At 71.4% G+C, this 18,986-nt stretch carries 16 protein-coding genes; 13 read left to right on the top strand and 3 right to left on the bottom strand.

Annotation, left to right across the window (positions count from 1 at the left end; translation table 11 throughout):
* Positions 1-87: 87 nt before the first annotated feature.
* The 3 genes from ADX84_RS08250 to ADX84_RS08260 all read right to left on the bottom strand — a co-directional run bounded on the left by ADX84_RS08250 (position 88) and on the right by ADX84_RS08260 (position 2,452).
* A complete protein-coding gene (locus ADX84_RS08250) occupies positions 88-825 on the bottom strand; it encodes a DUF4097 family beta strand repeat-containing protein (RefSeq protein ID WP_049570033.1) in 738 nt (245 codons plus the stop codon).
* Positions 822-1,454 (bottom strand): TetR/AcrR family transcriptional regulator, encoded by a 633-nt coding sequence (locus tag ADX84_RS08255; RefSeq protein ID WP_049570034.1) that lies wholly within the window; start codon positions 1,452-1,454, stop codon positions 822-824. The genes ADX84_RS08250 and ADX84_RS08255 overlap by 4 nt, the downstream gene beginning before the upstream one ends.
* Positions 1,455-1,567: 113 nt before the next feature.
* Positions 1,568-2,452 carry a family 16 glycosylhydrolase gene (locus tag ADX84_RS08260; protein WP_049570036.1) on the bottom strand — a complete coding sequence of 295 codons (885 nt, stop codon included), beginning with the start codon at positions 2,450-2,452 and terminating at the stop codon, positions 1,568-1,570.
* A gap of 458 nt (positions 2,453-2,910) precedes the next feature.
* Here ADX84_RS08260 and ADX84_RS08265 point away from each other — a divergent pair, with 458 nt between their 5' ends.
* The 13 genes from ADX84_RS08265 to ADX84_RS08325 all read left to right on the top strand — a co-directional run bounded on the left by ADX84_RS08265 (position 2,911) and on the right by ADX84_RS08325 (position 18,967).
* Positions 2,911-3,909: a substrate-binding domain-containing protein gene (locus tag ADX84_RS08265; protein WP_049570039.1), complete on the top strand. Its 999-nt coding sequence runs from the start codon at positions 2,911-2,913 to the stop codon at positions 3,907-3,909.
* Between the two features lie 49 nt (positions 3,910-3,958).
* Entirely contained in the window at positions 3,959-5,482 is a 1,524-nt protein-coding gene (locus tag ADX84_RS08270; RefSeq protein ID WP_049570042.1) for a sugar ABC transporter ATP-binding protein, read from the top strand.
* 14 nt (positions 5,483-5,496) lie between these two features.
* On the top strand, positions 5,497-6,507 hold the full coding sequence (locus ADX84_RS08275) for an ABC transporter permease (RefSeq protein ID WP_049570045.1): 1,011 nt from the start codon (positions 5,497-5,499) through the stop codon (positions 6,505-6,507).
* Between the two features lie 21 nt (positions 6,508-6,528).
* A complete protein-coding gene (locus ADX84_RS08280; RefSeq protein ID WP_049570049.1) occupies positions 6,529-7,620 on the top strand; it encodes a zinc-binding dehydrogenase in 1,092 nt (363 codons plus the stop codon).
* Positions 7,617-8,831: a hypothetical protein gene (locus ADX84_RS08285; RefSeq protein WP_049570052.1), complete on the top strand. Its 1,215-nt coding sequence runs from the start codon at positions 7,617-7,619 to the stop codon at positions 8,829-8,831. The genes ADX84_RS08280 and ADX84_RS08285 overlap by 4 nt, the downstream gene beginning before the upstream one ends.
* 53 nt (positions 8,832-8,884) lie before the next feature.
* Complete coding sequence (locus ADX84_RS08290) at positions 8,885-9,640, top strand: SDR family NAD(P)-dependent oxidoreductase (RefSeq protein WP_049570055.1); 756 nt, start codon at positions 8,885-8,887, stop codon at positions 9,638-9,640.
* Between the two features lie 25 nt (positions 9,641-9,665).
* The gene (locus tag ADX84_RS08295) at positions 9,666-10,397 is read left to right on the top strand and encodes a FadR/GntR family transcriptional regulator (protein ID WP_049570199.1); all 732 of its coding nucleotides are present in this window, start codon (positions 9,666-9,668) and stop codon (positions 10,395-10,397) included.
* A complete protein-coding gene (gene dgoD / locus ADX84_RS08300) occupies positions 10,394-11,539 on the top strand; it encodes a galactonate dehydratase (protein ID WP_049570057.1) in 1,146 nt (381 codons plus the stop codon). Before ADX84_RS08295 ends, dgoD begins: the two co-directional genes overlap by 4 nt.
* An 11-nt stretch (positions 11,540-11,550) precedes the next feature.
* Entirely contained in the window at positions 11,551-12,420 is an 870-nt protein-coding gene (locus tag ADX84_RS08305) for an SMP-30/gluconolactonase/LRE family protein (RefSeq protein ID WP_049570203.1), read from the top strand.
* Positions 12,417-13,397, top strand: a complete 981-nt coding sequence (locus ADX84_RS08310; RefSeq protein WP_082206349.1) for a sugar kinase — start codon at positions 12,417-12,419, stop codon at positions 13,395-13,397. The genes ADX84_RS08305 and ADX84_RS08310 overlap by 4 nt, the downstream gene beginning before the upstream one ends.
* A complete protein-coding gene (locus ADX84_RS08315; protein WP_049570059.1) occupies positions 13,390-13,986 on the top strand; it encodes a bifunctional 4-hydroxy-2-oxoglutarate aldolase/2-dehydro-3-deoxy-phosphogluconate aldolase in 597 nt (198 codons plus the stop codon). The genes ADX84_RS08310 and ADX84_RS08315 overlap by 8 nt, the downstream gene beginning before the upstream one ends.
* Before the next feature lie 263 nt (positions 13,987-14,249).
* Positions 14,250-14,948, top strand: coding sequence for a response regulator transcription factor (locus ADX84_RS08320; protein WP_049570062.1), 699 nt, complete (start codon positions 14,250-14,252; stop codon positions 14,946-14,948).
* Positions 14,945-18,967, top strand: a complete 4,023-nt coding sequence (locus ADX84_RS08325) for an MMPL family transporter (protein WP_234003876.1) — start codon at positions 14,945-14,947, stop codon at positions 18,965-18,967. The genes ADX84_RS08320 and ADX84_RS08325 overlap by 4 nt, the downstream gene beginning before the upstream one ends.
* Positions 18,968-18,986 lie beyond the last annotated feature (19 nt).

The raw sequence follows: 18,986 nt of genomic DNA on the forward strand, positions 1-18,986 counted from the left end.
GGCTCGGAGATGTGTATAAGAGACAGCGTCAACGGTCTGCCCACCGACGACTCCAGCACGAGCACGGTCACGGCGCGGACCAGGCCCTCAGCCGATCGCGTCCAGGGTGATCGTGCCGTTGTCGGTCCGCGCCGTGACCGTGCTCGTGCTGGAGTCGTCGGTGGGCAGACCGTTGACGACCTCGCCGTTGTCCGAGGTCTCGAATACCGCGTAGGGCCCGCCGGGCATCGCGACCGTCGCGGTCCCGTTGTTGGTGCTCACCTCCACCTCCGTGGGCGCCTCGCTGAAGACGGCGTCGATGCTGCCGTTGTCGGTGGCGGCGCTGACGGAGTCCGAGCCGATCTCGCTGAGGTTCATGTCGCCGTTGTCGGAGGTCAGGGTGAGCGGACCGGTGACGTTCGCGACGTCGACCGTCCCGTTGGCCGAGGTGACCTCGAGGGGGGCGGTGAAACCGGACACGGACACGGTGCCGTTGTCGGTGTCCACGGCCAGCGCGGTGTCGGCCGGGACGAACACCTGGTATCTGACCCGGCAGTTGGAGACGGTGCCGCACGTCATCTCCAAGGAGAGGGTGTCCCCGGTCAGCTCCCAGTCCCCGCCGGCGTCGCCCGTGTCCTGGCGGACCACCCTGACCTGGTCGGTGTCGTGGGGGACGACCTCCAGGGAGGCGTTGTCGACCTCGACGATGAGGAGTTCGGGAACGTCGTCGTAGCTCTTCTCCTCAGCGTCGCCGAGCTCGGCGGGCTGACCGCACGCCGTGAGCAGCCCCAGGGCGAGGAGGGCCCCGCCTGTGGCGAGCGCGACGCGGGCGATGGGCGGGTTCATGGGGTCTCCTCGTGTTCGGCGCGGGCCGCGAACCCGGCCAGGGTGGCGATCAGGGTGTCCTCGACGGCCCGCGCGTCCACGGCCTCGGGGTCGGCCAGGTGTTCCATGGACAGTCCGATGGTGAGGCAGTGCAGGGCCAGGGCGACGGTCTCGGCAGGGGCTGTGAGCCGGACCCTGTGCCGCTCGGTGAGTTCGTTGACCAGCTCGGTCAGCGTCTCACGCTGGGAGCGGCGCATCCGGGTCACGGCGACCGCGGTGGGGCCGTGGCGGGTGGCGTGCGCGGCGAACTCCAGCCCGAGGCGGCCTCGCTGGGTGTCCTCGGTGACGCGCCGGGCGATCGTCCGAGCGATCCCGACCAACGCTTCCTCGGCTGCCGCGGACCGTTCCAGGACAGCAGCGGTGGTGAACTGGTGCTCGGAGCGATCGCTGAGCACGGCGGCGAAGAGGTCCTGCTTGCCGCCGAAGTTGGAGTAGACGGCCCCCTTGGTGAACCCGGCCGCGCGTGCCACGTCCTCCAGGCGGCTCTCGGCGTACCCGTGCTCGGCGAACACGCGCGCGGCGGCGGCGAGCAGTCGGCTGCGCACCTGCGCGCGGGGCACACGGGGGATGGGTTCCGGTGGGCCGTCCATGGGGGCGAACCTAACATACCCGCCGGTACCGGAAACCCGCTGGTATCGGGGTGTCCGGACACCAAGGGACGGGGCCCGTGGTCGACGGGCCCCGTCCGTTCACTCTGCGGGATCTACTCCGTGTCGTAGACGCGGACGTAGTCCACGACCATCTCCTGCGGGAGCTGGGTGGAGTCGTCCGGGTAGCCGGGCCACTCGCCACCCACGGCGACGTTGAGGATCATGAAGAACTCCTGGTCGAACACCCAGTCACCGCTCACGTCGGCGGGGGTGACGGTGTTGAAGGGGACGTCGTCGACCGACCAGGTGATGGACTCTGGGGTCCAGTCCACCGCGTACACGTGGAAGTCGTCGGGGAACGCCCCGCCGTCCGGGTGGTCGTAGGAGGCGCCCACGCCCCCGCCGCCGGAGTAACCGGGACCGTGCACGGTGCCGTGGACGGTGCCGGGCTCGCTGCCGATGTGCTCCATGATGTCGATCTCGCCCGAGTCCGGCCACGGGGTGTCCGGGAAGTCGGACCCCAGCATCCAGAAGGCGGGCCAGACGCCCTGGCTGGTCGGCACCTTGATCCTGGCCTCGATGCGGCCGTAGGCGTGCTCGACGTTGTTCTGGGTGGTCATCCGCGCGGAGGTGTAGCCGCCGTCGGCTTCCTGGCGCGCGGTGATGACGAGGTTGCCCTCGCCGTCCAGGGCGGAGTTGTCCCGGCTGGTGGTGTAGTTCTGGAGCTCCTGGTTGCCCCACCCGTGGTCGCCGGTCTCGTGGTTCCAGTTCGCGGGGTCGGGGGCGTCGCCTGCCGCGCCGTCGAACTCGTCGGACCAGACCAGCGCGGCCTGTGAGGTGTCGGTGGAGGTCAGTTCGCTGTTGTCGGTCACGTCGCTTCCGGTCCAGGTCAGGGCGGTGACGGTGAGAGCGAAGGCGGCTCCCAGTCCCACCGTGGTGGTGATGGTGCGGCGCGCGGTGCCGCGGCTTCGGGGGCTCGTGGCCGGTCGGTGGCCCATGGTGGTTCTCCAGGGGGGTCAGGGGCGGTGCCGGACCCCGGGCACGCGCGGGCTAGCGGGTCTCGCGCGGGTTCGAGGGGCTCGGCGCACTCTGCTGAATGAGTGTTAAGCGACTGTACGGTCGCGCTCCGTGTTGTTACAAGGGGGTGTCCGAAAGAATTCGGGAACGCTCCCAAGTGAGGCTCGGGCGCTGACCGCAGGGAGCCGCGTCGCGAGGGTCCGGCGGGGCGTCTGGGAGTGCGGGTGGGTTCGGGGTCGCCCCGCCGTCGAGCGCACCGCCCGGCCAGCAGGCCCGTTCGGGGCCGGTTTCGGGCTCCGTTGTGCCCTCAGGCCCCCCAAAAATAATTAATTAGTATTTATTGTTGACGTTACCTGGATCACTCTGACATTCTCGACTCCAGTCGAAGTGGCTGTTCACGCAGGTCAAACGCGTGTGCCCAACGCCAAGGAGTAGGCCCATGGTCAGGCGACCACCACCCCCGACGAGCCGAGCGCTCGTGTCCCTCGCCGCCGCCCTGTGTGTGCTGGTTCTCGCCGGATGCGGCGCGCGACTGGGAGAGGACGGCCGTATCGGCGTCGTCTACATGGACGCCCAGGGCTTCTACGCGGGAGTCCGGCAGGGGATGCAGAACCACGCAGAGAACTCCGGACGCGAACTCCAGCTGCTGGAGCTCAACGCCCGCGGAGACGCCTCCGAGGAGAGCACCTTCGTCGACGTCGCCTCCTCCGCCGACGTCGACGTCCTGGTCCTGTCCCCGGTCTCGGCCACCGCCTCCATCCCGGCCCTGCGCCTGGCACACGAGAGCGGCATACCCGTCGTCTGCTACAACACCTGCATCGAGGACGAGGCCGCCCGGGAGTACGTGACCTCCTACATCCTGGGGGACCCCCACGAGTTCGGCCGTCAGCTCGGCGACGCGGCGGCGGAGCACTTCGAGGGCGAGGGCGTGCACGACCCGCAGATCGCCGTCCTGAACTGCGAGTTCGTCGAGGTCTGCGTCCAGCGCCGCGAGGGGTTCGAGGAAGCACTCTTCGCCCGCCTGCCCGACGCCCGGATCGTGGCCAACCAGGAGGGCGCCACCATTGACGAGGCCGTCGACGTGGGCGAACGGCTCCTGACCGCCCACCCCGACCTGGACGCCTTCTACGGCGAGGCGGGCGGCGCGACGATGGGCGCGGTCCGAGCCGTCAGCAACCGGGGCCGCGTCGGGGACGTCGTGGTCTTCGGCAGCGACATGTCCACGGACGCGGCCCGGGCCCTGGCCGACCACCGCGTCCTCAAGGCCAACGTCGACATCTCCGGCACCGCCGTCGGACTCCTCGCGGGAGAGACCGTCGAGCGCATCATCGCGGGGGAGGAACTTGAGGAGTTCGTGACCCCGGCCCCCGTCGACCTCTACACCACGCCCGAGCACGGCGAGGAGTGGCTGGAGGAACACCCGGACGGCATCCCGTGACCGGCCTCCGAATCCCGCGAACGCCCGCCGTCCCACCTGTGGAGCACCCATGAGTGACATCTGCGCCGACACCGCGGCTCCCGACACCGAAGTCGTGGCCCGCGTCCGCGGCGCCACCAAGAGCTACCCCGGAGTCACCGCGCTCGACCACGCCGACTTCGAGATCCGCGCCGGAGAGGTCCGGGCGCTCCTCGGGCGCAACGGCGCGGGCAAGTCCACCCTGATCCGTCTGCTGGCCGGCGTCGAGACGCCCGACGAGGGCCGGATCGAACTCGGCGGCGTCCCGTTCGACGGCGGGGGTGTCCGGCGTGCCACCGAACTCGGAGTCGGAACCGTCTACCAGGAGCTCAGCCTGGTGCCGGAACTCTCGGCCGCCGAGAACCTCTACCTCGGCTCCTGGCCGACGGGCGGTGGCCGCGTCGACTACGCCGCGATGCGCGCCGGCGCGAAGGAGATCTTCGGCGAACTCGGCGTCGACATCGCCTCCGACACCCGGGTCGGGGAACTGCCCCTGGCCCAGCAACAGCTCGTCGAGATCGCGCGGGCCTTCCTGGCGCGGCCCCGCCTGCTGATCCTGGACGAACCGACCAGCGCGCTGGCGGCGGCCGAGGCCGAGGCCGTCCTGGACGCCGTCACACGCGTGGCCTCACACGGGGTCGGCGTCATCTACGTCAGCCACCGGTTGGAGGAGATCCGCCGCGTCGCCGACTCCGTCACCGTCATGCGTGACGGCGCGGTCGTGGAGACGGTGCCCGTCCGGGGCGCCACCACCGGCCGCATCGTCTCCCTGATGCTCGGCGACGGGGGCGAGCGGGCACAGTCCCCCGCGGTGCGGACCACCGCGGCCAAGGGACCCCCGCTGCTGTCGGTTCGCGACCTGTCGGTTCCACCCAAGATCGAGAAGGTCTCCTTCGACCTCCACCAAGGGGAGGTCCTCGGGCTCGGCGGGCTGATGGGGTCGGGCCGCACCGAACTCCTTCGGGCGCTGGCCGGTTTCACCCCGGCCCAGGGCGTCGTCGAGGTCGACGGCACCGCGGTGACCCGACCGACCCCGCACGAGATGCGTCGCCTGGGCGTGGGCATCACACCCGAGGACCGCAAGGGAGAGGGCGTGGTCCCTCTCCTGGGTGTCTCGGAGAACATGGTCATGAGCTGGTTCGGAGGGGCGTCCAGGGCGGGAACGGTACTCCCCTCACGTGTGTCCTCCCTCGGGCGCGCGCTCATCGAGCGGTTGTCCATCAAGGCGGCCGCGCCCGACACTCCGATCGTCAACCTGAGCGGCGGCAACCAGCAGAAGGCCGTCATCGGCCGCTGGTTGCACGCGGGGAGCCGCATCCTGCTCCTCGACGAGCCCACCCGCGGTGTGGACGTGGAGGCCAAGGCCCAGATCTACGGCATCGTGCGCGAACTCGCCCAACAGGGCGCGGCGGTCCTGTTCGTCTCCAGTGAGCTGGAGGAACTGCCGCTCGTGTGCGACCGCGTTCTGGCCCTGCGCGGAGGACGCCTCGAGGGCGAGTTCTCCGGCGACGACATCACCCTGGACAACATCATGGCCGCCGCGATGGCGGCGTGAACGGCGAGGTAGGAATGACCACCACCACCAAGGTCACCGGCGAGGCGGTCTCCGCCCGCGGCGACTTCATCGGCCGCTACGGCCACCGTCTCAACGAGATCGGCCTCCTGGCCGCCATCCTCATCCTCTACGTCGGTCTCGGCCTGTCGGCCTCCGGCTTCCTGAGCCTGGACAACCAGCTCGGCCTCCTGCGCAACGCGGCGACGATCGGCATCGCCGCATGGGGCGTCACCCTGGTGATCATCGCCGGTGAGATCGACATCAGCATCGGCCCGGCCGTGGCCTTCGCCTCGGTCATCGTCGCCACGGGTGCCACGGAGTGGAATCTCGGAGTGATCGGCGCCATCCTGCTCACCCTGGCCATGGGTGTGCTCTGGGGTGGCCTCGCCGGGTGGCTCAGAGCCCGGTTCAACGTGCCCTCCTTCATCACCACGCTGGGCCTGTGGAGCGTGCTCGGCGGTTTGGCGCTCTACATGACCGACGCGCTGCCAGTGCCCCTCCCCGAGAGCGCGCTGCTCGACGTGCTCGGCGGCTCCGTCATGGGCGTGCCCACCGCCGCGATCGTCATGCTCGTCCTCTTCGCGGTCTTCGCCTACGTCGCCAAGTACACCGCCTACGGGCGCTCCGTCTACGCCACCGGTGGCAACGCCGCCGCCGCGCAGCTCGCGGGCATCAACGTGGCTCGGGTACGCGTCCTGCTGTTCGCCACCACCGGCCTGCTGTCCGCCATCACCGGTGTGCTGCTCGCGGCTCGTCTCGGCTCGGGGAACGGCGGCGCCGCCTCGGGACTGGAGTTCGACGTCATCGCCGCCGTGGTGATCGGAGGGACGGCGCTCGCGGGTGGGCGCGGATCGCTGGTCGGCACCCTCCTCGGAGTCGTCTTCATCACCGTGATCGCCAACGGGCTGGTGCTGCTCGGCGTCAACTCCTTCTTCCAGGACGTGGTCCGCGGCCTCATCATCGTGGGGGCCGTCCTCATCAACGTCATCATCAGCAGGCGCAGCGCGGCCAACCGGCTCGCCTAGACCGAACAGGGGGACACCACCATGAACGCAACCGCCTTCGGCACTGCGCCGCCCGCCACCATGCGCGGGGTGAGGCTTCCCGGCGACTCCACCGCGGTCGTCGACACACTCCCCGTGCCGGAACCGGGGCCGGGCCAGGTTCTCCTGAGAGTGGGCGCCTCCGGGATCTGCGGCAGCGACATCGGGTTCATCTACCACGAGCACAGGACGCACCGGGGGATCGACGGCCCCGCCTACCGCGGGGTCGTCGCCGGACACGAGCCCTCGGGAACGGTCGTACAGGCGGGTCCCGGGTGTCGCAGGTTCGGTCCCGGCGACCGGGTCATCGTCTACCACATCGCGGGATGCGGGCTGTGTGACAACTGCCGCCGCGGCTACATGATCAGCTGTACGGACCCCGGTCGGGCCTCCTACGGCTGGCAGCGCGACGGAGGCCACGCCGAGTACCTGCTGGCGGAGGAGTCCACCTGTGTCCCCCTGCCCGACGAGCTCTCCTTCGTGGACGGCGCGCTCATCGCCTGTGGCTTCGGCACGGCGTACGAGGGGCTGCGGCGCATCGGAGTCAACGGTGACGGCGACCTGCTGGTCGTGGGTCTGGGCCCGGTCGGGCTCGCGGCGGGCATGATCGGCCGCGGCATGGGCGCGGCCCGCGTCATCGGGGTCGAACCCAACGGCAGGCGCCGGGACTGGGCCGCCACTCTGGACGTGTTCGACGCCCTGGCCTCCCCGGAGGAGGCGGCCGAGGAGATCGGCCGGGTCACCTCCGGCCGGGGCGCCGCGACGGTCATCGACTGCTCGGGATCGCGCGCGGGCCGCTCACTGGCGCTGGAACACGCGGCGGAGTGGGGGAGGGTCTCGCTGGTCGGCGAGGGAGGCACCCTGGAGACCGAGGTGTCCGACACCCTCCTGCACAAGCAGCTCACGCTGTACGCCTCCTGGGTCACGTCGCTGCCCGCCATGGCCGAACTGTCGGTGAACCTGGTCCGGTGGGGGGTCTCGCCCGAGCGCGTGGTCTCCGACCGCTTCGACCTCGCCGACGCCGACACCGCGTACCGGCTGGCCGCGGGAGAGAGCCGGGGCAAGGTGTGCCTGGTGAACCGGGAGGAGGGGTGAGCGCCCGCGTCCGCGTCCGGCGCGAGGGCTCGGAGGCACACGAGCTGATCGTCCTCGACAACGGGGTGGTGCGAGTCGTCGCGGCGCCCGGTCTGGGCGGCCGGGTGCTGTCCGTGCGCCACCGTGACCGGGAGCACCTGTACCGAAACGGCAGTCTGCTGGGCGAGGACCTTCGCCCGGTGGAGGGGGTGTCGCTCGGACCGGTCGACGGACCGATGAGCGCCTGGAACAACGTCGGCGGAGACAAGACCTGGCCCGCGCCGCAGGGGTGGGACGGGCCCGGACAGTGGGCCGGTCCGCCCGATCCCGTCCTGGACTCGGGCGCCTACGGGGTCCGGCTCGAGGACGGCCCGGCAGGCTCCGTCGTGCTCACCCTCACCAGCGGGGACGATCCGAGGTCCGGTCTGCGCCTGTCCCGTCGGCTCACCATGGAACCCGGGGCCGCCGGGTACCGGTTGGACCTGGAGGCGTTCAACGCCTCCACGACGGACCGCCGGTGGGCGCTGTGGAACGTGACCCAGATCGACGGGGCCGGATCCACGGGCGAGGCCACCGACGGTGTCTTCGTGGGAGTCGGGGGCGAGGGCCCGCACACGGTGCCGATCGTCTCGGGCAACGGCTACCCGCGGGTCGTGGAGCACACGCGCGCCGCTCTGCGGGTGCCGCCACAGGAAGTGGTCGGCAAGGTCGGCTTCCCCACCGCCTCCGGCTGGTTGGCCAACGTGGGGGCCGCGGGCACCCTCACCCAGCGCTTCGACGTGACCGAGGGGGCCGACTACCCGGACGCGGGGTCCCCGGCCGAGGTCTGGCTCGAGGCCCCGGTGAGCCGACCACTGGAGCACCTGGGCGGCCTGTGCCCGGTGGACCGCGTGATCGAGGTCGAGGCACTGGGACCCCTCACCGACCTGGCCCCCGGGGAACGGGTGAGCCTGGGGATCGACTTCGGCTTCGGTGTGGGCCGGGAGCCCGTATCCGAGGTCACGGCCGACGGCTTCTGGAGCGAGCGACCCCACTGGGACGGTCGCGGGCCCGAGGGTCCGCGGCTGGTCGGCTCGTTCACCTCCACACGGCACGGCGCACTGGTCCACCGCCGGTCCGGGCGCACCGTCGCACGGGCCGCACCGGGTGAACCGACCAGGTTCGCCGTTCCGGTTCCGGAGGCCGACCCACGTACCGACCCCGACGTCGTGTTCACGGCGGCGCGGCCGTGACCGAACCGCGGACCGACTCCTCCGTGACGCCCCTACCAACTGATGGAAGAGACATGACGAACACCAGGCACGAGGGAACCACGGCCGTGGTCACCGGAGCGGCCCAGGGAATCGGTGAGGCCACCGCCCGACGCCTGGCGGCGCAGGGCGCCTCGGTGGTGCTCACCGACCTGTCGCCCCGTGTGGAGGAGGCCGCCGAACGCATCCGCGCTGAGGGCGGACGCGCCCTGGCGATCGTGGCGGACGTGAGCGACGAGGGCTCGTGGGAGCGTGTGGTGGAGCGGACCCGCGCCACCTTCGGTCCCGTGGGGATCCTTGTCTCCAACGCCTACACCTTCGAACAGGCGCCCGCCCACGAGACCTCGCTCGCCTCCTGGGAGCGCCAGATCGGCGTCAACCTCACCGGCGCGTTCCTGGGCGTGCGCGCCTGCCTGGACGACCTGACCGCCTGTGGTGGCAGCGTCGTCATCGCGTCCTCGGTCCATGCCTGGTTCGGGCTGCCCGGCCGCCCGGCCTACGCCACCAGCAAGGGCGGACTGACCGCCCTGACCCGCCAGCTCGCAGTCGAGTACGGTCCGCGCGTGCGGGTCAACTGCGTGCTGCCCGGCCCGGTCCTCACCGCTGCCTGGGAGGGCGTGGGCGAGGAGGACCGCCGCGCCAGTGTCGCCCAGACCGCCGCCGGTCGTTTCGGCGATCCCGACGAGGTCGCGTCCGTCATCTCCTTCCTCGCATCCTCCGAGGCCTCCTACGTCACGGGGGCGAGCCTTCCGGTCGACGGAGGGTGGAGTATCTACAAGGCGTCGTCGTGACCGGGCGCCTGGAACGGAGGACATGATGTCGGCCTATTCGGGGCGCGGTGTGCACGGCCAGACGGTGCGATTGCTCGGTGAACGGGTCCTCGCCGGGGAGTTCGCGGAGGGACGGACCATCGACCTGGCCGAGCTCAGCGAGGAACTCGACCTGAGTCTGACGGCCCTGCGCGAGGCGATCAAGGTGCTCGCGGCGAAGGGGCTGGTGGGCTCACGCCAGAAGAAGGGCACCTTCGTGCGCCCTCGCGGCGACTGGAACCTGCTCGACCCTGACGTGGTCCGTTGGCAGGTGGCGGCGGGCGCCGGTGACGTCTTCTTCCGGGATCTGGCCGAGCTGCGCGACGCCCTCGAACCCGCCGCCGCCCTGCTCGCGGCGCGGCGGCGTGAGGACGACGACGTCGCCGAACTGCGGGCCGCGCTCGGCGAGATCGCCGACACCGTGGACGGCCAGGCCGAGGACGCCATCCGGGCCGACCTGCGCTGGCACCGCGCGTTGTTGGCGGCCACACACAACGAGCTGTTCACCCGCACCGACGTCTTCTTCTCCGCGGGGCTCTCCGAACGCGACCGCCTGGTCCACGAAGGCGACCACGACGACCCGGTGCCCAGCCACCAGGCGGTCACCGAGGCCATCGCGGCCGGAGACCCCCTCGCCGCCGAGACCGCCATGCGCTCCCTGCTGACACAGGCCAGGCAGGACCTGCTCCGCGTCACCGAAAACGACGTGCCCGAAGACAGTTTGGAGAGACCCGAGTGAAAATCACCCGTATTGAGACCTTCCTGGTCCCGCCCCGGTGGCTGATGTGCCGGGTGGAGACCGACGAGGGGATCGTCGGCTGGGGCGAGCCGGTGGTCGAGGGGCGGGCGGAGACCGTGCGGGCGGCGGTGGAGGAGCTGTCCGAACTCCTCCTGGGCCAGGACCCCGCCCCCATCGAGCACCATTGGCAGCGTCTGACCAAGGGCGGTTTCTACCGGGGCGGTCCCGTGCTGTCCAGCGCGGTCGCCGGGCTCGACCAGGCCCTGTGGGACATCGCGGGCAAGAGCCTGGGCGTGCCCGTGCACCGCCTCCTCGGCGGCCCCGTCCGCGACAAGGTCAGGGTCTACGGTTGGGTCGGCGGCGACGACCCGGCCGAACTGGTCGACAGGGTCAGCGCGCGGGTGGAGACCGGTCTGACAGCGGTGAAGATGAACGGCTCCGGGGTGATGGGGCGCTCGGCGACCGTGCGCGAGATCGACGGGATCGTGGACCGGCTGGCGAGTGTGCGCGAGGTGCTCGGCCCGGACCGGGACGTGGCGGTGGACTTCCACGGCCGCTTCAACGCGGCCACGGCCCGTCGGGTCCTGCCCCTGCTGGAGCCGCTGCGCCCCATGTTCGTGGAGGAGCCCGTGCTCCCCGAGTACGGTCACCTGCTCGGCGACGTCGTGCGGAGCAGCCCCGTGCCCATCGCCACCGGCGAGCGCCTGTTCAGCCGGACCGACTTCCTGCCCGCCCTCCAGGCGGGCATCTCGGTGGCCCAGCCGGACCTCTCGCACGCGGGAGGGATCTCGGAGGTCCGCAGGATCGCCTCCCTGGCCGAAACCTACGACGTCCTTCTCGCCCCGCACTGCCCGCTCGGTCCGCTGGCCCTGGCGGCCAGCCTTCAGGTCGCCTTCGCCACCCCCAACTTCCTCATCCAGGAACAGAGCATCGGCATCCACTACAACCAGGACGCCGAACTGCTGGACTACGTCCTGGACGCCGAGGTCTTCGCCTTCCCCGACGGGCACATCCATCGGACCGACGCCCCGGGGCTGGGCGTGGAGGTCGACGAGGACGCCGTGCGCCGCGCGGACCGCAGGGGCCACCGCTGGCGGTCGCCCGTGTGGAGCCACGAGGACGGATCGTTCGCGGAGTGGTGATGAGGGAGAAGATGACACGCGTGTCGAGAGAACCGTGGAGCGCGGACCGCTTCGAACTGGGAGAGGGGCTGCGCCGACACGGTCGGCACCTGCTCATGGTGGACATCCTCACCGGGAGGCTCCTGCGCCTGGACCCGGGCTCGCCCGGTCCGGCCGAGGTCGTACTCTCCCTGGACGCGCCGCTGGGGGCGGTCGCCCCCGTGCTGGACCGTCCGGACTCCTACGTCGCGGCCGTCGGAACCGGGGTCGCCGTGGTCTCCGCGAACGGCGGTGTGGAGTGGCTGGCCAGGCCGGAGGACGGCGCGGCCGCGCCGATGCGGATGAACGACGGTTCCTGCGATCCGTCGGGCAGGTTCTGGGCCGGGTCGATGGCCTACGACGGTACCCGGGGCGCCGGTTCCGTCTACCGCGCCGACCCCGATGGCGGATTCACCCGTGTCCTGGAGGGCTACACCGTTCCCAACGGCCCGGCCTTCAGCGCCGACGGTTCCCGCATGTACCTGGCGGACAGCGCCGACGGGCGTATCGACGTCCACGACGTGTCCCCTGGAGGAGAACCCGGGGCTCGGGCGGTCTTCGCCCGTGTCACGCAGGGCAGTCCCGACGGCATGCAGGTCGACGACGAAGGGCACCTGTGGGTCGCGGTCTGGGGTGCCGGTGAGGTGCACCGCTACGACCCCGACGGAACCCTGGAGAGCGTGGTCGCGGTCCCCGCCGCCCAGCCCACGAGCGTGTGCGTCACCCAAGGTCCGCGGCCGCGGCTGTTCGTCACCACCGCGACGGTCGGCCTCGACCGTCCCGGCCCCGGCGACGGCGCCGTGTTCTCGGTCCCCGTGGGGGTCGGCGGACCCCGGGTCCAGCAGTTCGGGGGTGCGGCGTGAGCGCTCAGATCGCCTGTGTCGGCGAGACCATGCTGCTCCTCACCGCCGCCGACCCGACCCCGCTGGACCGGGGGCCGCTCCTGACGATGGGGGTCGCGGGTGCCGAGTCCAACGTCGCCTCCGGCCTCGCCGCACTCGGGCACCGGGCCGCCTGGATCAGCGCCGTGGGGGACGACCCCTTCGGCCGCCTGATCACGCGCACCCTCCGTGAGGGCGGCGTGGACGTGACGGGGGTCCGGGTCGACCAGGACCGTCCCACCGGCGTGTTCGCCAAGGACCCCTCGCCCGCGGGGAGCACCGTGCACTACTACCGGACCGGGTCCGCGGCCTCCGCGCTCGGCCCCGAACTGGTCGGGGACCCCAGGGTGCGGGCCGCTGGCAGGGTCCACCTGTCCGGGGTCACCCCCGCGCTGTCACCGGCGTGCGACGCCCTGGCCCAGGGGCTGCTGGAGGCCCCGGGCCTGACGGTGAGCTTCGACGTGAACCACCGGCCCCGACTGTGGGGGCCGAACGAGGCGGCCCCGCGTCTGCTCGCGCTGGCCCGGCTCGCCGACACCGTCTTCGTCGGCAGGGACGAGGCCGAGGAGCTGTGGGGGACCTCCACCGACCACGACGTGCGAGCGCTCCTGCCCGACGTCGAACGCCTCGTGGTCAAGGACGCCGAGCACGGCGCCAGCGAGTTCCACGGCGACACGCGGGTGTACGTGCCCGCGCCCACCGTCGAGGTCGTCGAGCCGGTCGGGGCGGGGGACGCCTTCGCCGCGGGATACCTGGCGGGGGACCTGCGCGGCCTGGACGGCCGGGGACGTCTGCGCCTGGGGCACCTGTGCGCCGGACGCGTCCTTCGGGTGACGGGGGACCTGGCCGACCCGCCCCCGCCGCACGAGGTGGACGCGCTGGTGGCGGTGGCCGACGAACACTGGCCCGTACAAGCCTCCGCGGCCGTGGCCGCGGTGAGAGGAGACAACAGTGAGTGACAAGGGTCTGGACGGTCTGTTCGCCGATCACAGCGTGCTGGCGATCCTGAGGGGCATGCCGGTGCGCACCACGGTCGAACTGGCCGAGCGCGCCTGGGACCTGGGTGTGACCGCCATCGAGGTGCCCGCCCGCGACGCCCGGGGGCTGGAGGCGCTGCACGCCACGGTCAGAGCGGGCGCGGAGCGCGGACACCCGGTCGGCGCGGGCACGGTGATCACCCCCGACCAGGTCCGTGCCGTGTCCGAGGCGGGCGCCGCGTTCACCGTCGCGCCGGGGTTCGACGCCGAGGTCATGGGCCTCTCGGAGGCCGCGGGTATGCCCCACCTGCCCGGTGTGGCCACGCCCACCGACATCCAGAAGGTGCTCAGGGCGGGCGGTCACTGGGTGAAGGCCTTCCCCGCCACGTCGCTCGGCACCGACTGGTTCCGGGCCATGTCCGGACCCTTCCCCGACGTGCGGATCGTGGCGACCGGCGGCATGGACGCCCGCAACGCCCGTCAGTACCTCGACGCGGGGGCGCGGATGGTGGCGGTCGGCTCCGCGCTGACCGATCCCGAGCAGATCCCCCTCCTGGCCGCACTCGTCTGAGTCCTCGCGGGCGCGGTCCTGGAGCGCGCCCCCCGGCGACGGTGTCCGCGCTGGTACGGGGGCGCGCCACACACTCGGTGGGGCTCCGGGAGCGGGCCCGGAACGCCGGGGACGACCACCGCGGCCAGGGAACCGGGACAAGGCCGGGCGGCCGTGCGGGTCCAGCGGCGGGGTTACCATCGGGCCGGGGTCCGACGCCACCACAACCCTGTGACCTGGGCTCTCATCGCTCTCTCATCCCTTTCGGCTGTGATGGACGGACCATGCAAGCCAAGATCCTCGTCGTCGACGACGAACCCAACATCCTCGACATGGTCGCGACCGTGCTGGAGTTCCACGGATTCGAGGTGCGGACCGCCGCCACCGCCGCCGAGGCCCACACCGCCGCACACGTGTTCGGACCCGACCTGGTCGTGCTGGACGTCATGCTCCCGGACGGGGACGGGTTCGAGGTGTGCCGGGCACTGCGGCGTTCGCGGCCCGACCTGGGCATCGTCTTCCTCACCGCCAAGGACGCCCACAGCGAGCGGATCGCGGGGCTCACCTACGGTGGCGACGACTACGTCACCAAGCCGTTCAACACCGACGAACTCGTGGCCCGGGTACGGGCGGTCCTGCGCAGGACACGACCCGGAAACGGCCCCGAACCGGGCGAGGGCGTCCTGCGCTTCGCCGACGTCGAACTCGACGAGCGCGCCTGCGTGGTGCGTCGGGCAGGGAACCCGGTGCCGTTGTCGCGCACCGAGTTCGACCTGCTCCGCTACCTGATGCTCAACAGCGGGCGCGTGCTCTCACGCCCGCAGATCATCGACGAGGTGTGGAGCGACGGATACTCGGGCGGCTCCAACATCGTCGACACCTACGTCGGCTACCTGCGCCGCAAACTCGGCGCGCACGGCCCCAACCTCATCCGGACCCAGCGGGGGTTCGGCTACGCGCTCCGTGAGGGTGACCCCGGATGAGGGCACCGTGGCGCACCCTGCGCGGCCGCATGGTGGTGGTCAACGCCGTCCTGATGTTCCTGGCCCTGAGCGTCGTCGCCGTGGCCAGCTCCATGTTCCTCGCGTCCTACCTGGTCGACCGGCTGGACGAGCGCATCGAGACCAGCGCGTCGTTCGTGCGCGCCAACCAGGACGAGATCTTCGCCAAGAGCCCCGACCAGCTCGTGGAGCAGATCCGCGCCCCCAGCGAGTTCGTCGCCGAGTTCGTCACCCGAGTCCCGGGCGACAGCCACCCCAAGGTGCACCGGCTCCAGGGATCGGGCCCCACCCTGGTCCGTGACATCGACACCGACAGCGCGCCCGAGGGCGTGTTCACGGTCGAACACGACGGTGCGGAGTACCGGGTCAAGGTGCTCCACCTGCCGGAACAGGACACCGTCGTCCTCATGGGCGAACCCCTGCGTCCGGTCACCGCCACCGTCCACCGGCTGGTGGCCATCCAGGTGTCGGTCGGCCTGGGCATGCTCGGGATCGCGCTGATCGCCGGAACCGCGGTCATCCGCCGGGGTCTGCGTCCCCTGGACGACGTCGTGGAGACGGCGGAGGCCATCGCTCTGGGCGACCTGGAACGCCGTGTCCCCGAACCCGCTCCGGGCGCGGCCGACGAGGTCAGCCGCCTCACCCTGTCCATCAACCGCATGCTCGCCCGCCTGCGCGGAGCCCTGCACGCGCACGAGCACTCCGAGGAGCGGCTGCGCCGGTTCGTCTCGGACGCCTCCCACGAACTGCGCACCCCGCTCACCTCGATCCGGGGCTACCTGCAACTCGTGGCCCAGGGGGTGGTCGACGTCGCCCGGAGACCGGACGTCATCACCCGCTCCCAGCAGGAGTCCGAGCGCATGGCCGCCATCGTGGACAACCTCCTCTACCTCGCCCGGCTCGACGAGGGGCCCGCGCCCCGGCACGAGGTCGTCGCCCTCGGCCCGATCGTGTCCGACAGCGTCTCCGATGCCCGCGCCGCCCAGCCCGAGCGGGACTGGCGGACCGAGGTCACCGCCGACGGTCTGGTGGTCGGGGACGAACAGGAGCTGCGCCAGGCCGTCTCCAACCTGCTGGCCAACGTGCGCGTGCACACCCCGGCCACCAGCCCGGCGACCGTCCGGCTGCACCGCCGTGACGGCCGCGTGGTCCTGGAGGTGGCCGACGAGGGCCCCGGCGTGGCCGAGGAGAACGCGGCCTTCGTGTTCGAGCGCTTCTACCGGGCCTCCGCCGCGACGGGCCGCCCCGGCAGCGGGCTCGGGCTGCCCATCGTCCGCGCTGTCATGCGGGCCCACGGGGGAGAGGCGGAGTTCGTCTCCACCGCTGCCGAGGGCACCACGGTCACCCTCCGCTTCCCGTCCCCGCCCGACCCGGACACGGGCTCCCGAGCTGGTCAACGTGACGACGATCTCACCGGTGGCGCGGCGTTCTCATCGAACTCTCATGATCCTCGGCATTTCACCTCATCGGCGTCGTATGAGCTGGAAGGCAAGCGTAAGTCGGGGTTGAGAGGAATGAGTATGGCTGGGCTGCTCTACCGTCTGGGTGGGTTCGCCTACCGACGACGATGGCTGGTCGTGTTCTCGTGGCTGTTGGTCCTGGTGCTCGCGGGCGGTGCGGCGCTGATGTTCCGCGCCCCGCTCAACGACGCCCTCAGTATCCCCGGCACCGAGTCGGAACAGGCCACCGACCTCATGGAGGCGCGGTTCTCCACCACCGGTGAGTCCGTCACCGCCGTGCTGCGCGCCCCCGACGGCTCCGACGTCATCGAGGACGAACAGTACGCCGACGCCGTGCGCGCCACCGCCGACGAACTGGCGGAGATCGACGGTGTCGACGAGGTCTTCAGCCCGCACGGCATCCTCGAGGACGCCCGTCAGCAGTACGACGACGGGATCGCCGAGGGTGAGGAACAGGCCCTGGAGGCCGCCCGCGAGCAGGTCGAGGGACTGGTGCCTCCGGAGACACCCGGCCGCGACCAGGCCGTCGAGGAACTGATGGTCGAGGCCGAGGAACAGGCGCTCGCCGCCGTCGCCGAGGAGGCCCCGGACTTCGACGAGGAGGAGGTCCTCGAGCAGGTTCCGCAGCTCTCGGACGACCGCGACAGCGTGATGATCCAGGTACAGCTGGAGTTCCGCAACGGCGAGGTCCCGTCCGAGACCGTCGAGGCCATTCTCGACACCGGTGACGAGGCCCGCGCGGCCGGCATGGACGTGGAGTTCAGCGGCCCCTCCATCACCCAGCAGGTGCCCGCCATCATGGGCCCGAGCGAGGTCGTCGGCCTGGTCGCCGCCCTCGTGGTGCTCATCATCAACTTCGGCGCCCTGGTCACCGCCGGTCTGCCGATCCTGCTCGCGCTGATCGGCGTGGGCGTGGGCATGCTCCTGCTCTACGCCTCGTCCAGCCTGATCGAGCTCACCAGCACGGCCCCGATCCTGGCGCTCATGCTCGGGATCGCCGTGGGCATCGACTACTCGCTGTTCGTGCTCTCCCGCCACCGCAAGCAGGTGGCGCAGGGCTGGGACCCCGCGGAGTCGGCCGCCCGCGCCATCGGCACCGCTGGCAGCGCCGTGGTCTTCGCCGGGATCACGGTCATCATCGCCCTGCTCGGTCTGTCGGTGGTCCAGATCCCGTTCCTGACCCTCATGGGCGTGGCCGCCATGGTCACGGTGGCCGTGGCGGTGCTCGTGGCGATCACGCTGCTCCCCGCCCTCCTCGGGTTCGTGGGCCACCGTGTCACGGCAGGGCGCCTGCCGGTGCTGGGCCGCCGCGCCGAGAGGGCGATGGTCTCCGAGCGCACCATGAGCGCACGGTGGATCGGCATGGTCATCAAGCGTCCGGTCATCGCGATCGTCGGCGTGACCGCCGTCCTGGGGACGCTCCTGCTTCCCCTCGGCAGCATGCACCTGGGCCTGCCCAGCGACGAGACCAGCTCGACGGACACCACCCAGCGCCAGGCCTTCGAGATCATCAGCGACGAGTTCGGGCCCGGACACACCGCGCAGCTCGCCGTGGTGGCCGACCTGACCGGCCTGCCGGACATGCCCGCGGCCGCGGACGAGGTCGCCGAGCGCATGGAGGGGGTCGACGGGGTCGCGGAGGTGTTCCCGCCCCAGCTCAGCGACGTGCGGGACACGGCGATCATCGTGGTCATCCCGGAGACCGGCCCCTCGGACACCGCCACTGAGGACCTGCTGCACGACGTGCGCGGACTCCAGGGCGAGATCGAGGACGAGATCGGCGCGAAGATCGTGGTGGCCGGTGCCGCCGCCATGGCGATCGACGTCTCCGAACGCCTCGCCGACGCGCTGCCGGTGTTCGCCGCTGTGGTCATCGGCCTCGCGCTGGTGCTGATGACCGTCGTGTTCCGCTCGATCCTGGTGCCGGTGAAGGCCGCGCTGGGGTTCGTGCTCAGCGCGGGCGCCTCCCTGGGACTGACCGTGGTGGTCTTCCAGTGGGGCTACGGCGCCGGGCTGTTCGGAGTGGAACCCGGTCCGCTCCTGGCGTTCATGCCGACCCTCATGATCGGCATCCTCTTCGGTCTGGCCATGGACTACGAGGTCTTCCTCGTCTCCCGCATGCGGGAGGACCACGTCCACGGCGCCGAGCCGATGGCCGCGATCTCCACCGGCTTCACCCAGGGGGCGCGCGTGGTCACGGCGGCCGCGGCGATCATGATCAGCGTCTTCGCCTCGTTCGTCTTCGGCCACGTGGAGATGCTGAAGCCGATCGCGTTCGTCCTGGCCGTGGGCATCCTCATCGACGCCTTCCTGGTCCGGATGACGCTCGGCCCGGCGGTCATGGCGCTGTTCGGCCGGGCCACCTGGTGGCTGCCGACGTGGCTGGACCGCCTGCTCCCCAACGTGGACATCGAGGGCGACCGGCTCGCCCCGGTCGCGCCCGTCACCGCGGAGGGCACGCGTGAGGGTGAGGGCTCGGCGAACGACGCGGACGACGGCGACCCCCGGGAGGCCGACGCCGCCGCCGGAACCTCCCGGTAGGGAGAGCCGAACCGGTCGC

Origin of the sequence: Nocardiopsis sp. SBT366 (assembly GCF_001083815.1) — a bacterium.
GTDB classification, from domain to species: Bacteria; Actinomycetota; Actinomycetes; order Streptosporangiales; family Streptosporangiaceae; genus Nocardiopsis; species Nocardiopsis prasina.